The organism is Deinococcus carri (assembly GCF_039545055.1).
Taxonomy (GTDB): Bacteria; Deinococcota; Deinococci; order Deinococcales; family Deinococcaceae; genus Deinococcus; species Deinococcus carri.
In genome coordinates, this window is record NZ_BAABRP010000002.1 from 115,001 (window position 1) to 130,000 (window position 15,000).

The 15,000-nt window shown below is 64.9% G+C and carries 12 protein-coding genes and 2 pseudogenes (1 of these 14 running past the window's edge); 6 read left to right on the forward strand and 8 right to left on the reverse strand.

Annotation, left to right across the window (positions count from 1 at the left end; all coding sequences use genetic code 11):
- Positions 1–3,518: the 3' portion of a PIN domain-containing protein gene (locus ABEA67_RS05550; RefSeq protein ID WP_345462166.1), read on the forward strand. Its footprint begins 610 nt before the window's first position; 3,518 of the gene's 4,128 nt are visible here — the last part of the coding sequence; its start codon lies beyond the left edge, outside the window; its stop codon occupies positions 3,516–3,518.
- An 88-nt stretch (positions 3,519–3,606) separates the two neighbouring features.
- Entirely contained in the window at positions 3,607–4,614 is a 1,008-nt protein-coding gene (locus tag ABEA67_RS05555) for a transposase family protein (protein ID WP_345462169.1), read from the forward strand.
- A 109-nt stretch (positions 4,615–4,723) separates the two neighbouring features.
- Here ABEA67_RS05555 and ABEA67_RS05560 read toward each other — a convergent pair whose 3' ends face one another.
- Together ABEA67_RS05560 and ABEA67_RS05565 are read right to left on the reverse strand one after the other, a co-directional pair.
- Positions 4,724–5,131, reverse strand: coding sequence for a hypothetical protein (locus ABEA67_RS05560; RefSeq protein ID WP_345462172.1), 408 nt, complete (start codon positions 5,129–5,131; stop codon positions 4,724–4,726).
- Positions 5,132–5,761: 630 nt separating this feature from the next.
- Positions 5,762–6,718, reverse strand: a complete 957-nt coding sequence (locus ABEA67_RS05565; RefSeq protein WP_345462175.1) for a tyrosine-type recombinase/integrase — start codon at positions 6,716–6,718, stop codon at positions 5,762–5,764.
- A 164-nt stretch (positions 6,719–6,882) separates the two neighbouring features.
- Between ABEA67_RS05565 and ABEA67_RS05570 the strand changes: the two genes are divergently transcribed.
- A complete protein-coding gene (locus ABEA67_RS05570; protein WP_034388672.1) occupies positions 6,883–7,770 on the forward strand; it encodes a hypothetical protein in 888 nt (295 codons plus the stop codon).
- 320 nt (positions 7,771–8,090) lie between these two features.
- Here ABEA67_RS05570 and ABEA67_RS05575 read toward each other — a convergent pair whose 3' ends face one another.
- Positions 8,091–8,621 carry a hypothetical protein gene (locus tag ABEA67_RS05575; protein ID WP_156103616.1) on the reverse strand — a complete coding sequence of 177 codons (531 nt, stop codon included), beginning with the start codon at positions 8,619–8,621 and terminating at the stop codon, positions 8,091–8,093.
- 240 nt (positions 8,622–8,861) lie between these two features.
- Between ABEA67_RS05575 and ABEA67_RS05580 the strand changes: the two genes are divergently transcribed.
- Genes ABEA67_RS05580 through ABEA67_RS05590 form a run of 3 tightly spaced genes read left to right on the forward strand, consistent with a single transcriptional unit; the run spans position 8,862 to position 10,231 of the window.
- Positions 8,862–9,122 carry an AbrB/MazE/SpoVT family DNA-binding domain-containing protein gene (locus ABEA67_RS05580; protein WP_345462184.1) on the forward strand — a complete coding sequence of 87 codons (261 nt, stop codon included), beginning with the start codon at positions 8,862–8,864 and terminating at the stop codon, positions 9,120–9,122.
- Positions 9,119–9,517, forward strand: coding sequence for a type II toxin-antitoxin system VapC family toxin (locus tag ABEA67_RS05585; RefSeq protein ID WP_345462187.1), 399 nt, complete (start codon positions 9,119–9,121; stop codon positions 9,515–9,517). Before ABEA67_RS05580 ends, ABEA67_RS05585 begins: the two co-directional genes overlap by 4 nt.
- A gap of 57 nt (positions 9,518–9,574) precedes the next feature.
- Positions 9,575–10,231: a lasso peptide biosynthesis protein gene (locus tag ABEA67_RS05590; RefSeq protein ID WP_345462190.1), complete on the forward strand. Its 657-nt coding sequence runs from the start codon at positions 9,575–9,577 to the stop codon at positions 10,229–10,231.
- Between the two features lie 33 nt (positions 10,232–10,264).
- Here the strand turns inward: ABEA67_RS05590 and ABEA67_RS05595 are convergent, their stop codons facing one another.
- From ABEA67_RS05595 to istA, 5 genes and pseudogenes are all read right to left on the reverse strand, one after another.
- Positions 10,265–10,735 carry a hypothetical protein gene (locus ABEA67_RS05595; RefSeq protein ID WP_345462193.1) on the reverse strand — a complete coding sequence of 157 codons (471 nt, stop codon included), beginning with the start codon at positions 10,733–10,735 and terminating at the stop codon, positions 10,265–10,267.
- Between the two features lie 123 nt (positions 10,736–10,858).
- Positions 10,859–11,071: pseudogene (locus ABEA67_RS19415) on the reverse strand (transposase); the annotation flags it as partial.
- A gap of 435 nt (positions 11,072–11,506) precedes the next feature.
- Positions 11,507–12,475 (reverse strand): annotated as a pseudogene (locus tag ABEA67_RS19420) (ISL3 family transposase); the annotation flags it as partial.
- Positions 12,476–12,580: 105 nt separating this feature from the next.
- Positions 12,581–13,339 carry an IS21-like element helper ATPase IstB gene (istB, locus tag ABEA67_RS05605; RefSeq protein ID WP_034388521.1) on the reverse strand — a complete coding sequence of 253 codons (759 nt, stop codon included), beginning with the start codon at positions 13,337–13,339 and terminating at the stop codon, positions 12,581–12,583.
- A gap of 7 nt (positions 13,340–13,346) precedes the next feature.
- Entirely contained in the window at positions 13,347–14,906 is a 1,560-nt protein-coding gene (gene istA / locus ABEA67_RS05610) for an IS21 family transposase (RefSeq protein ID WP_345462583.1), read from the reverse strand.
- Positions 14,907–15,000 lie beyond the last annotated feature (94 nt).

Below are 15,000 nucleotides of genomic sequence, written 5' to 3' on the forward strand. Positions count from 1 at the left end.
GCCGCCCCTGGGTGGCAGCGTTCTGCGGCCCGGAGGCGGCGGCAGGGCTGGGGCAACTGCAGGAAAACGACCGTGCGGCCCTGCGAAAACTTCTGGACATGGCTGAGGGGGTGAGCCGCGACGTCCAGGCTCTCCGGACCGAGGGAATTCATCTCTCGGCCGATACGCAAACCCAGTTGCTGGACGGCTTCAGGCAGCAGGTTCTCCCCCATCTCGCGCCCCAGCCGGTCAGCACCGACGACGATCCCTTGAGCCGGGAACTGGACCTCCTGCGCAGCTTCCTGAATGCGGGTGCAGTCGAGGCCGCCCAAGCCAAACTCGGTGAGCTGCGCCCACAAGCAGAGGCGGCCTCCCCGCGGCAGCACGCCCGACTCCTCCGTCTGGCGGGCGCCCTGCATTACCACCAGGAGCACCATGCGGCAGCCGCGGACTGCTACCTCCGCGCCTTCGACCTGGATGACCAGTCCGATTCCGCCCTGCTCTATAAGGGTCTCGGCCACCTGCTCAAGGATGAACCCCACCTGGCGCTGGGCTATCTCGACCTGGCCCGGCGGCGCGCTCCCGAGCGGGAGGACATCCTCGCCATGTACGCCGTGGCACTGCACCTGCTGGGCCGCACGGCGGAGTTTGACGCCCTGGAAGCGACCCTGGTGCCCGAGCAGGTGGAGTTCGGTGCCGCCTGTGCCCGGCAGCACATGCTGCAAAAGGACACCGCGCGGATGCGCCAGGTCCTGGCGGTGCTGAACTCCGGCCCCCACGCCGCTGAGCCGCACGTGCGGTTGCTGAACGCCAAGGCCATCCTCCAGGAGATCATGGCCGCAAACGCCCGCGTCCACGGCGACCTGCGCACGAGGAAGGTCCTCGCCAACCCGGAGACGCCCGTCGCGCTGGCGCACCTGGACGCGGCGGTCGAGGCCTTTCGCAACCCGAAGCACCTCCTGGCCCTGCGCCTGGAAGCCCTGAATGCCCGCCAGGTGTTGCTGAGCCTGTTGGGTGAGGACCGCCGCAGCCTGGACGACGGGTTGGCAGCGCTCCGGCTGGACCGTGATCAGACGGGTGTCCTGTTCGACGTCGCCCTGGTCTATCTCAAGCTCGACCGCCCACAGGACGCGCTGCGCCTTCTGGACGAGTACGGCGAGGCGGTGCTGGACGAGGTGCGCCCGGCCCGCGCCATCTTCGCGGCTGCGTCACGCCGCGCGGGTGACCCGGAGCGGGCGCTGGAGCTCGTGGCTCCTTTGCAGGCGGACGCGGACGTGGACCGGCGAGTGGAAGCTCTGGAGGAGCGGGTACGTGCCCTGATCGAACTCAAGCGGCTGCCGGAGGCCCGGGCGGCCGTCGAGGTGGAGACGGCCAGACACGCTGGCGTGGAACTGTGCCGGGCCCTGGTGGAAACCGCCGCTGGGGACGACGGGGCGACCCGTGCCGCGTATCAGGAGGCCCTGACGCTGGCCGCGGATTTCGAGCGGACGCAGATCGCGTTTCAGTACGCGGAGTACCTGCGGCAGCAGGATGACCGGAAGGGCGCGGCGGACCTCATGCTGCCCGTGAGCTTGGAGACCTTGCCCAGCACCTGGCTGGAGCTCGCGATCGAGACCCTGTACGCCGGCGGGCAGTCGGAAGCGGCGCGGGCAGCGTTGCGGGAGCGACGTGCCCGGGGCGAACCGGAACGGCGGTCGACCTGCGCGGTGGAGGCCCACCTGGCCACCGTGGAGGGGGACCTGGCCAGCGCCATCGCCCTGTACGAAAGCATGCTGCGGCGCTGGCCGGGTCACGCCCGGACCCTGGTGGAGGCCGCCGCCGCCTACAGCCGCCTGGGCAACCGGGCACGCGTGCAGGCGCTCCTCGAGCAGGTTCTTCCCTTGAAAGAGGTGGCGTACCCGACCCTGCAGCAGGGCGCGGAGGTCGCCCGGAACATGAACCTGGGACCCCTGGCGCGGACCCTGGGGTACCGGGCACTCCGTCTCGGTTTTGACGATGAGGAGACGCATGTGCAGTTCTTCAACGTCATCCAGGCCTTCCCCGACCAGCAGACGTACCGGCTGGTGAAGCCGGAAACCGCCGTGGAGCTTCGTGCGCCGGACCGGGATCCCTGGTGGGTGGTCTTGACCGCTGACCCTGATCCTCAACGCTCCCGGGGGGAGTACGCCCTGAACGATCCGCTGGCCGGACTGCTGCTCGGGCAACCGGTCGGGGCGACCGTGACGCTGCCGTCAAGCGAGGCGTACATGATCCAGCAGGTGGTCTCGAAGTACACGAACGCGGAGCGGGTGTGGTTGCAGGAGGGCCGGCAACTCTTCCCGACGTCGGAACGCGTCCGGGTCATGCGGGCGCGTGACCTCGAAGTGCTGCCCAGTGGGGTCTGGGACATGCTCAAGGCCAAGCATGATCAGGGCGAGATCCTGATGCGTCTGGTCCGCGAGCACCACTTTCCCATCGCGCTTCTTCACCTGGGCCGGCGGGAGGCCGAGGTGCGCTTCTGGGACTATTCTTTGGAGCGCCACGCGGAGTTCATGGTGAACGCCCTGGACGAGGGGGATGACCAGGTGGCAGCCCAGGCAGCGAACTCACCAGATTTGGTTCTGCACAGCAGCGCCCTCGCAGTCCTCACCCATGCCCGCTGCTTGCGGCGCCTGCTGGAGAAGCGCACGCTTCTGGTCACCCGGCAGACGCTCGACGACCTGAACCGCGCCGTGAGGGACGCCCGTGTCGAAGTGGCCAAGGCCCCCCGCCTGAGCCTGTATTACGCGGGGGGCCGGCTGGTGTACGAGGAAGAACCGCGCGAGGTGGCCCAAGCCCGCCTCAAACGTCTGGAGTCGCTGGCGCACACGGTCAGGACGCGCGCAAAGATCATCCCGGTGATGGGCATCCTGGACTTCTACGACCAGCACGACGGGTGGGAGGACCTCCTGCCGACCGTGTCCACCTTTCTGGCCGCGCGGCAGCGGAAGGTGCCGGTTCTCTGCGACGACCTGAATCTGGTGCGCCTGGCAAGGATCGGCCTGTTCGGGCCACCTGTCGTGGGAACGACTTCGGTGCTCTTGATGGACCAGTTGCAGAGGCAGGGGGTGTGGACCGCCGCACAGCACACGGAGGCGGTCCTGAACTTTGCGGCGATTCAGCAGACGGTCCTGCCCGGCGTCACGAAGGAGATGTTGCCCGCTCTGTTCGCCCGTGAGCACTTGACGTTCGGGTGGGCGACGGCAGGCGTGGTCCGCAGTCTGACCTACGAGTCACTCACAGTGAATGCTGTGGCCACGAACGTCGCGCTGCTTGCGAAATATGCGTTCGTGGAATCACCGCTCGATATGACGCGCGAACGGTGGTTCCGTCAGGTGCTGGACTGGGCGCGGGAGAACCGGAACCTCTTTGACCTTAGGCCCGCTTTGCAGCGGGCCCTGCGAGAGGCAATGGACTTGATGCCCCTCCAATTGCATCTTGCGCTGGACGTCTTCGAGCGTTGGTGGGAAGGTGCTTGGGCTGCCTCCGGAGGACAGCCTTTGACCGATGTGCCGGCTTGACCTGTGGGGCGTTGGCCGTCTGGAGCGGGCAACCACTGATTCAAGACTTGTTGCGCAGTAGGGGCGGAAGCAGGTAGGTTCAGGAGTGTTGCGGCTGGAGAAGCTGAAGTCCCGAGCGCGTTCCTTCGAGCGGCTAGTGGGATTGACTCCCGCAGAGTTCGACCAGCTCCTGCTCGAACTGGAGCCGTTATGGGAGCAGGCTCACCGCCGCTCCCTGCTGCGCGCCGGACGGGTGAGGCGCATTGGTGCGGGCAACACCTTCAAGCTGGACCTGGGCCAGCGGCTCCTGGTCACGCTGCTCTATCTGCGCCAGTACTTCACCTTGCACGTCCTGGGCATCCTGTTTGACCTGGACCCAGCAAACGTCTGCCGGAACATCCAGGCTTTGCTGCCCGTCCTGGAGCAGGCGTTGCCTGCTCCTCTGCGTCCGCGGACACTCCAGGCCAAGCCGGACGAAGCTCCCGGCAAAGAGGGCAGGAAGCCGAGGAAGATTCGCTCGCTGGAGGAATTCCTGGAGGTGTTCCCCGAGCTGACCGACGTTGTGATAGACGGCACCGAGCAGCCCCGGGGCCAGCCGAAAGTGAAGAAGGGCCAGAAGCCGGGCAAGAAAGCGGTGGGGCGGCCCAAGGACAAGAAGCGTTTCTATAGCATCAAGCAGGGGACGCACACCCTCAAAACGCAGGTGGCGGTCACGCCCGAAGGCCAGATTGTTCACCTGAGTGCGACCGCTGGCGGTCGCACCCACGACATGAAGGTGCTACGACGTTCCCGGCTGATGACTCGGCTTTCCAAGCATGTCCGGGTGTGGGGGGACCACGGGTATACCGGAATGGAGAAGGTCTACCCTGAGCGGGAGACCATTGTGCCTGCCAAACGCCCGAAGAAAGGCAAGTTGAGCGAGGAGCAACGTGAACTCAACCGCCTGATCTCCAAAGTGCGAATCACCGCCGAGAATGCCATCAACCGGATCAAGAAGTTCCGCGCCTGCAAGGAGTTCTTTAGAAACCAGCCCTCACGGCACGGCGTGATTTGGGGCTGCGTCACCGGACTCGTCAACCTCCGCTGGCAACGCCGTCTCCACCTCCCTACCCTCTGAAGGCAGAGGTAGGGCAGCGGGGTGACGTGTACCGTCACCCCGCTGCCCTTTCAGCTACTGCGCAACAAGTCTTCAGAACCAAGTGGCTGGAGCGTGTGTTTCTCACACTTCAGTTGTAGAGGTGGCGGTTGAGTTCGGCCGTGTAGCGCGCCAACTCCTGGGGTGAGGCGACCTGGCGGGCGGCCGCCACCCGCTCCTCCAGCACCTCGCGCCCGAAGGGATCGATGGGGAGGTACGGATTGGCGAGCAGGATGACGCGCTTGAGGTCGCCCTGAGTCTGGTGGTGAACCATCTGATGCCGCAGCTCGAAGGTCAAGGCAAGCAGCACCTCCTCGCGTTTGTGCTGCACCCAGGCCGAATCCTCCACCCCCGGCAGGAAGGGACCCCGGTAGAGGGCGAGCGCCCACGCGATCTCCCCTCGGGCCACGGCCTCGGCCACCTGGGTCACGTCCAGGTCCACCTGGACGAGGTGACCCAGCCGGTACCTTGGGGCGTTGTGCGGCCCCTCGAAGACCACGATGTCGCACCCGAGTTTCTGGCGGAGGTCGTGAATGGCTGCCCGGATGACATGGAAGGCATACGACAGGGTGATCCACCTGTTACTCGCGCGGTCACGACAGGTGCTGACGCTGCAGGCAGAGGAGGAGGCGCGCCACGTACCCGCCCGTCCGCCCGGACCTGGAGGGTCACCTGCCCTTCCTCAACTGGCAGGGAGGGCGGCTGCACGAGCTGCTGCTTGACGTCGTGCAGGTGGTTGCGCCCGCTCGTTCCGGATGGGCTGCGCCTGCGATCAATTCCCTCGCGCGCGGTGCGGTCCGCCGCAAGCTGGGCTTGCTTCTGCCGCAGCTGGTCGTCCCACAAGCGGTCCTCGTCGATCAGACCCTCCCCGACCCGTCGCTTCCCGCTGGCGAGTTCCTGCATCGCTTGCGTCACCAGTTTGCCTGACTCCGTGGGTTGCTGGGGGGAGAGCACGCTCGGCGTCCCATGCGCAGTTGCAGGGCGCGCTCGCGACCACCGTGGCAAGCCAGTGCTTGCTGCCGGTCAAGGTGCTTCTGCGCCGTGCCGGGGCGCCGTGCAGGGACTGTCAGGCAGCTTCACCCAGCGCTCCAGTACTGCCCCGTGCCAAGCTGGCGCTCTCGGCTGGGCCTTACCCCCCCTTGAGGGACAAGCCCAGCACGTCGCAGGGCGCGCTCTCCAGATCCTGATCGACCCCCAGGTAAACTTCCGTGGTCTGGATGCTGGCGTGCCCCAAGGAGAGCTGAATCTGGTCGATCGGGGCCCCGCCCTTGTGCGCCAGCTTGGCAAAGGTGCGGCGCAGGTCGTGGGGGGCGAGCCGCACGCCCTCCAGGTCCTCTGGGGTGAGGTGATCGTGCCCGAGCTGGCGGCCATACTTGCGCACGATCAGGGCCACCGCCTCGTGGGAGAGCCGCTGGCGAGCCAGGACGTGCTCCCCCCGGGGTGCCGTCGGGCGGAAGACGTGCCCGGTGGACAAGCCCGCCGTGCGGGTCCAGGCGTCCACCGCCGCCTTGCACCAGGCGGGCATCGGCACGGTTCTGGTTCTGCCATGCTTCCCGGTGAGATCAAGGATCACCCAGCGCCCCTCCCGCTGCTGAAGGTGGGCGAAAGTCAGGCCGACGAGTTCCGAGCGCCGCAGCCCGCACCCGAGCAGGACGGCGAGGATGGCCCGGTCGCGCAGGCCCCGCAGCGTCGTGGTATCCGGCGCGAGGAGCAGGGCCTGGGCCTGGGCCTTGCTGAGCCAGGTGCCGCTTCGCCGTCCCTGCTGCTTGACGCCCTTCACCCGCGCGATGGTCTCCGCCTCGAAGGCCCCGAGCAGCCCATTGTCGGCGGCCTCACGCACCAGCTTGCGGAGGGCCGAGAGCCGGACATTGATGCTGGAAGGGGAGAGGCCCTGCTCGACGAGCAGCGCCACGTGGCGCTGCACGACCGCCTTGCTGAGTGGCGGCCGTCCCTGCTCCTCCCACCAAACGAAGAAGTCGGTCAGGGCCTTCTTGTAGGCGGCTTTGGTCAGGGGCGAGGTGACGGAATCGAGGACCAGTTGGATCGGATCGAGGGCCGCCTGGGCGGATTGGGCAACGAGGGTCACGGAGGCTCCTTCTCCTCGTTATCCTCTGCATTTCAACGCGCCTCTGCAAGGGGGCAGCGGTGAGAGATCACAAGGTCTCCCACCGCTTCAGGGGAAGCTATACTGCTGTCGCGGGGCCGGAAGATGGACCGCTGGGGCGCCGTGAAGGATCGCAGGAGGGTAGGGTGGCGCGTGAGCGGGACAGGTTGACGTTCCTCAAGCAGTTTCCCCACGACGAACCCGGCGTGGAGGGGGCCCGGTTCTTTGCCGCGTACCTGGACTGCCTGCCGCCTGAAGCGGTGTGCGAACTGGTGGACACGGGGTTTCAGCGGCGCGCGGAAGAGCGGCGTGCGGTGCTGCGCCGGTTGAAACGCAACCTGGAGGTGGGGGTGACGCCGCGCCACGAGAGAATGTTGGATGACGTTCTGGAGCGGCTTCCGGGGTTGCTGTACAGGCAGCAGGAGCAGGCGTATCTGTTCCTGTTTGAGTTGATGGACCTGTTGCCCGAACGGCACCGGCAGCGGACGCTGGCGTTGGCGCTGGGCTCGTCCCGCCGTGGACAGCGGGAGCGGGCGTACGGTCCGCTGCTCAAGGTCTGGGACGACCGGTTCTCCGCTGCCCTGGTCCACAATATGGAAGTCCATGGAGACTTCGGGGCGGCGGCTGTCGCGGTGGAGTGTTGGCCGGTCGAGGAACTGTTCGCACGCCGCGCCCTGATTGAGCCGCTGGTCCAGCGGTCCAAAGCTTTTAACCGGTTGTATTTGCGTTTGGCGTCGGTGAATCTGGACGTGATCGAGTCCCTGCGGATGACACACCCGGTGACGTACGCGGTGCTGCTGGTGCGGTTGGGGCGGGCGTTGCGTCCAGACGAAGCGCTGGCAATGTACCAGGCGAACGAGAATCCCGATGTGTCGTATCTATGGCTATGGTGTTTCGGGCGGATGGGCCTGTGGGACGTGATCGATGCCGTGCATCACCTGGAACGGACAGAGCAGCGGCATATGGCACTGCTGCGGGCGCAAAACGGCTCAGCACTTGGGCTGGACACTTCCGTAGAGGAGGAAGGGCCATGATGGGTTGCAGCGAGGCTCTTCAGGTATAGAGGGAAGCCTTCTTAAAAAGGATGTCTAGCTCATTCTGCTCAGCTTCGCCTAGCCCTTTTGCGGGAGGGGAGCACCAGGGGTCGATGTCGCCGCGGCCTGTCCACCTACCCTTGCTGGACAAGGGAAATTTTGCTATCTTGGGAGCACTAGGGTATGCGCTGAACCGGGAAACCGTTGTGCTCTAGTCCCGCCCGCCAGGGCTTCCACCCAAGTGTGGTTATACCCAAGAGGATTCAGCTTCCATTGCCGTGAACAGGACCACCTTCGGGTGGTCCTTTCGTTTGTTGCCGTCAACCACTCACGCGGGTGTGTTTGCCCACTCGAGTGTTGTGCAGCAGAATCTCAAACCGCACAGGCTTGGTCTTTGGCCGGCTCGCCAGGCGTGAGGGGTCGCGTGGAAAGGCGCTCTCCACCACGAGACGCAACTGCTTGCCCACCCTGTACGGCTTGAAGTAGATCTCGTACTCGACCCGCTCCCCATTCTCGACGAGTTCAATGGTGAAGTAGTTGCCGTGCCCGGTGTGATAACACTTGCGGCCGACAAGGTCGCGGACCAGGGCCGGCAGGCGCCGAGACAGTTCGTAGCGCGTCATGTCGAACGTCCGGAAGTCCCGATTGGACACGTGGCGGTACTGCCACGCCGGGTCATCCCCGGGCTTGACACCCTCGGTGAAGCAATGGTGGCTGAAATGCACCCACACCGGATAGGTCACAGGTGGTTTGCCGTCCTTGCCGGGCTGCACGAAGTCGCACTCAAAGGGGTCCAGATGCCCCAGATCAAAGGTGGTTCCATCGTGTTCGAAAGCCCGCCAGCGCGTCACGCGCCTTACCATAGCGCGGGCTCTGCGAGAGCTGGAGAACCCACAGGCGGCTTGTGGTGAGGACGCGCTGGGGCTGCTGCTCCAGCCGAGCCTCACGTTGCGGTAGGGCTTATGTGCCTGAACACACCTGGACCACCTCGGCCGTCCTCTCCCCTTTTTATCTTGGTCGAAGCGCCATTATAGGTAGTTCAAAACCAGGGGCAAGGAGGATGGGAGCGGCAAGAGTGGTAAAGTTGCACCATGTCCGCAAAAGAGGCATTTACATTGGAAGTGAAGGAGAACGGGCGAGTGTTTCTCCCCGTGGCTTTCCGTCAGAGCATGGGAATAGAGCCAGGTGAGCGACTAATTGCCCGTGTAACTGAGAAGGGCAAAGCTGAGCTGGTGACAGCAGGGCACGCGGTGACCTCCACACGTGGGATGTTCGCCTATCTGGTTCCTGACGGCGTTTCCCTGGCTGATGAGCTGGTGCAGGAACGGCACGACGAGGCAGCACGGGAATGAGTACGGTCCTTGACGCTTCCGCCCTGCTCGCCTGGCTTCAGGGAGAACCTGGCTCCGAACGAGTGGACACAGCCTTGAACCACGGCACGACCATCCACACGGTGAACTGGGCTGAAGTCCTGACCAAGCTGGCCAGCCGAGGCGCAGCACCAACCGACGTGGCCCGGCAGCTCACCGAGCGCGGCATCCTGGGCCAGCTCCTGACCGTGGACCCAGGACAGTCCCAGGACGCGGAAGCGGTGGCCAACCTGTACCCGACCACCCGCAGCGCTGGACTCTCCCTTGGCGACCGTTACTGCCTCACGCTGGGGCAACGATTGGGCGTGCCGGTCCTGACGACGGACCGGGCCTGGAACAACGTGAGTCTCAGCGTTGAGGTCACGGTCATCCGGTAAACCCTTCGCTGCCGCGCTTGTCGAGCTAAACGGGTGCTTGGGCACTACTCTACTACGGTGACGTATGTAGACGACATTTATGCCCAGTATGGTCCTTTTGGTCCTGACGGTCCCGCACGGCAGATTGAGCGCTTCATGGCGAAGCTCAGCCCCACAGCCTTACGGCGTCTCATGAAACGGCAGCAGGAACTTAAGGACCGTATCGCGGCTCAACGTGTGAGTAACACTCGTCCCAAGCCGTCGGACGTGTTGACAAGCATTGGTGACCAGCCTCCACTGCCGGTACGGAAATTGATTCTGGACCTGGCGGCAGAAGCAGCGGACCAGCACTGTGAATTAAGCCGAAACGATCAATGTGTGACCTTCGCGGTTTATGCCCGGGCAATGTTGGCGGAATTGGGTATCACGGCCAGAGTGGTGATTGGAGAGGCCACGTACAAGATGCATGGCACCAAGCATGTGATGCTTCACGCATGGGTCGAGGTGGGAGAGGACCTGGTGGATGGGAATGTGGACAGCTTTGAAGAGAACGTCTCTATCCCAAATGAAATTCGGCCTCAGCCCTATTGGGGCCCCAAACGCCGTGCTCCCAACCGCACGTTCAAGGAAACCCGTGAACTGACGGCGGACCGCGAGGTGGCAGAAATCCATGACGACTTTGCCTCAATGCGGGAGAGTGTGTTGACACGCTTCCGCCAAAAGCGCCCCGTGTAACGTGGCAGCTCGGCGCGCGGCGTTTCTGTTCCCTCAGGAAGAAGGGACTGCTGGGAGAAAGTGCCACTCCTGTCCGGTCTGGAGCAGCGACTGGTCCAGCGTAAAGGGCAGCCACACGCTCGGTGCCCTGGCCTGCCCGTCGTAGAAGGCCTCGTGGCGCAGTTCCATGATGAAGTAGTCACCCTGGAGCGCGTCACACCGGGTGCAGCCCTGGCTGAGGTACATCCCGCCGACCGTCTTGCTGAAGCGAGGCTTGATGGCCCCCAGGTTCAGTGGGCCGCGGACTTCGGGCGTCAGCAGGCGCGCGAGGAGCTGCTTGACGGGCGACCCATCCCCCCAGACCCCGCCCTCATCCCAGCTCAGGGAGAAGCACACCTCGTCGTGCCTGGGGTGGGCGACATGGACCGTCACGATCACCTGTGTGTCCCGCTTGCAGCGCCAGCAGGTCAGGCCCGCCGTGGTGACTCCCAGGCGAGCGGGGCCAGGGCCCTTGGGCCAGATCACCAGACGGCTGCTGAGGGCACCACGCACGAACTCGGCTAGGGGCACCCCGAACGGCCGCACGTAAAGTTGCGTACACTAGCTAATCCGGCCCGCCGGGTCTCCCGCAGCTTGCGTGCAGCGGGGTCAGGCGAGGAGGACGCGCTGCCGGAGCAGGTCGAATTTGGCCCGGCCAAACATCTGGCGCTTGATCATCTTGAGTCGGTTCACCTGCCCCTCCGTCTGACCGTTGCTCCAGGGGGACTCTATGGCGCCACAAATGGCCGAAAAGTCGTTCTGGAAGCTTCGTGCCAACCGCTGGAGGTCAGGTAATCCAGTGGCCTGTGCCTTCTCGATCCATGAGGTCAGGAGCGAGGCTCCTGACCTCGGCGCTTCTCTCAGCCAGCCCAGTAGGTCCTGCACCAACTGGTAGATCTCCTGTCCTCGCGGCACCTGATCTAACACCGCTTGCAACCTGCGGGTCTCCGTCTCTGAGCGCTGATCCGAGCGCATGGTGAACAGCCAGGCCACCTGGACGGGACTGAGCCGCTTCTCCTGGGGCAGACCCGTCCCCTTCTGATCCGCTATTGAGGGTGGTTCATGCCCTTCCTTGAGCCACAGCACGTAAGACGAGACCCCACTGAACGCGCCCCGGTACCCTTGCTCGACGACCTCGTGAAAAATCCGAGTGACATTCCACTCCGGCTCCGCCATACGGCCACGGATGTACCCCGCATACGGTGTGATGCTGCTAGGCGGCGTTTTACGCGTCAGCTCGCCCTCGTGTTGGAGCCATTCGGTCACGGTGCTGCGGGCCACACCGACCTGGCGGGCGATAGCCCGGTAGCTCTGTCCCTGTTCACGCAACTTGACCGCCTGTTCATACCGTGCCTGGCGTTGTTGCCGTTTGGCCACGGTGAGTTCGAGGCGTTTCCGGGTGGTCGAGGGACGTTCTGGGGGGGAAGGCGGAAGCTGCACGTCCACTCGCTCACTCTGCGCCGGTTCCAGCCGCGAGGTGAGGTGGGCACGCTGTTGCCGTAACCAGATCTCAACGGCATCCCGAACATTGCCGATCAGGTGGAACCGATCCGCGATCTGTTGGGCTTCCGGCGCGCCGGAAGCCGCGCCACGGGCATACTCTCCCGCCCGGTCGCGGCAGATGATCTTCACGCCTGGGTGTGCCTTCAGCCACGCTGCCAGGGTGTCACCCTGGCGGTCCGGGAGCAGGTCAACGACGTGGTGGCGCTCCAGATCAATCAGGAGGGTGCCGTACGTTTTGCGTCGTCGGAGGGCGAAGTCGTCCACGCCTAGCACCGTGGGGGTCTCGGCAGGGGGAAGAGGGGTGCGGCGAACCAGTCGCAGCAGGGTATCGGCACTGGTGGGTTCGCAGAGTTTGGCCAGGAGCCGGTGGCCGGCTTCCCCTCCAAGACTGAGCGCCACACGACCTTGTTTCTCGGCGAGGCGACAGGTGCGTTGTGCGCGGGGTTCCAGCCAACCCAGCCAGGTTTCAGCGAAGGTCGTATGGGGACAGTCGGGATTCAGGCAACGGAACCGCCGGGTCCGCAACAGCAAGGTCACGCCCCGCTGACCCAGGGCCGTGTCGTGGGGATGCCGAACATAGTGGCTGTGAACGTGTGAGCTGTGCTGCTGACAGGAGGGACAGGCCGCCGCAGAACGCTGATCCTGCACCAGCAGGATCAGCCGCGCGCCCTCTACCTGCGAATCGAGCACCTGCCATGTCTCAGGGAAAAGTGGGAGGTTCATGTCCCAGTTTCAGCCCGCCCGACCCCGTTGCACGCAAGCTGCGGGAGACCCTCCCAAGAATGGAGTTATCCGGCACCCTTCCAGCCAGCGGACGAGCTGCTCCCATTATGAAAGGCTGACCGTTTCCGGGGTCAACTTCCTGCCCTTCTTCCTGAGGCTTTCTCCCTGGAGTTCGCTGCGGTAGGCATGGTGCAGGACGCGATCCAAGATCGCGTCCGCCAGGGTGGGGTCACCCAGGTTGGCATGCCAGGCCGAAGTCGGGAACTGGCTGGTGATGATCGTGGACGCCCGTTCATAGCGATCATCCAGGATCTCCAGCAGAATCCGGCGCCCTTCCGCCGTGGGCACGTCCAGCCCCCAGTCGTCCAGAATCAGGACACTCACCCTGGCGATGCTCGCCAGGAGCTTCAAATACCGTCCATCCCCTTTCGCCAGGGTCAGTTCCTGTAACAGTCGCCCGGTCTGCGCGTACAACGCCGTGAAGCCCTGACGGCACGCCTGATGGGCCAGGGCACATCCGATGAAGGTCTTCCCGACGCCGGTGGGGCCGGTGATGATGACCCCCCGTTTCTCGGCGATCCACTGCCCCTGAGCCAGCGAACGCAGCAACCGGGCGTCCAGTCCTCTCGGGTGTTTCGTGTCGACCTCTTCCAGGCTGGCCTCGACCTTCAGGCGCGCCGCCGACAGGCGGCGCTGGAGGCCCCGAGTGTCCCGACAGGCCCGTTCCCGGTCCACCAGCAAGGTGAGCCGTTCCTCGAAGCTCAACTCACGCAGACCGGGTTGTTCCTGCTGTTCTTGCAGGGCGAGCGCCATACCATCGAGTTTCAGGGCGCGCAGGTGTTGAATGACGGGATGTGGCAGCATCTCAACCTCAATTCAGGGTGCGCTCGGCACCCGGTTCGTCGATCTCGGCGAAATACCCGGGGCCACGCAGGTTGCTGTGCTGGGCCACGGGAAGTTCGATGGAGTTGCCCGGGAGTTCGGCTTCGTCCAGGCGGTGTTTCAGGATGGACTTCACGCTCTGCAAGCTGTGCGCTTGCAGAGCCAGGGCCCGCCGACAGGCCGCTTCCAGCCGCTCCCCGTACTCCCGGTGAAGACGAAGCAGACCCGTCACGACACGCTTTTTCTGTTCAGGATGTTGGTTCCCGTCGAAGATGGCGCGTACCAGGGCCGCCGTCGCCTCCCCGACCTGCTGGGCTTGCTGGGTGAGCTGTTCCGGGCCGACCTCACGGTAATGCCGGTGATGGGCGGGCATGTGGTCGGGCATCGTGGTCTGCTGTCGGGTCAGTGTCCCGGGAACGCGGTGGTGGACGGCGATCCGCTGTCCTGAACGGTAGATCTCGACCAACCGGGCGGTGAGGCGGATGTCCACGCGGGTCTTGGCGTACTGGTGGGGCACGCTGTACGCGTGCCCCTGCACGACGACGTGGTAGTCCAGCCCGACCGTGGTGTGCTTCCACTCGGCCACTTCAAAGGGCTGGGCGGGCAAGGGGCGCAGCACGGGTTGATCCAGGGCTTCGAACTCACTGCGGCGACTCCCGGGCCGTTTCTGAAAGGGCTGCCGATTCAGGGCCTCCAGCAACTCCCGAACCGCCTCGTTCGCCTCGGGCAGGCTGAAGAACACCCGGTCGCGCAGGGGGGCGAGGATGCGGCGTTCCACGATCTGCACATGCACTTCCACCAGGGCCTTGTCCTTGGGCTTGCGGACCCGCGCCGGGATGACGGCCACGTCGTAGTGCTGCGCGAACTCCTGGTAGGTGCGGTTGATCTCGGGTTCGTAACGGCTGGCGTGGGTCACGCCAGCCTTGAGGTTGTCCGGGACGATGATCTCGGGCACGCCACCGAAAAAGTCCAGCGCCCGGAGATGCGACCCGATCCAGTCGTGCACGCCCTGAGTTCGGGTGACCTCGGCGTAGGTGTACTCGCTGGCCCCCAGGGTGGCGACGAAGACCTGCCCAGCCTGGACGGTGCCACTCCTGGGATCGGTCAGCGCCAAGGTCAACCCGGCGTAATCGACGAAGAGCTTTTCACCGGCCCGGTGGGTCTGCCGCATGGTCAGGCCCGTCGTGACCTTCCATTTCCGGTAGTTCTCGTTGAAGGTCGCGTACTGCCAGCCGTCCGGGTGCTGCCGACGGTACTCTTCCCACAGCAGTTGGCGGGTGACGCCTTTGCGCCTCAGTTCCCGGTCGAGGACGGCCCAGTCGGGCTGGTGGGCCGCACTCACAGCGGCCTGTTCGTGGGTGCGAAACAGCAGCGCTTCGAGCTGGACATCGTCCAGCTCTGGGGGGAGGGGCCAGCTCAGTCCCGCTTGCTGGGCACGCGCCACGTAATCCTGCACGGTGCTGCGGGCAAGCTGGACGCTTTGTCCGACGAGGCGGTCACTGAGGTTCAGTTCCAGTTTCAACCGCAAGACTTCCCTGATTTTCCGCATGGACGCTCGCTTTCTGGTCATCCTTGCAGGATGACCAGGGGAGTCCCGTCCGCGGCTGGGGATGCCGGATTCAACCAGCGTAGGGGGTGTGTCA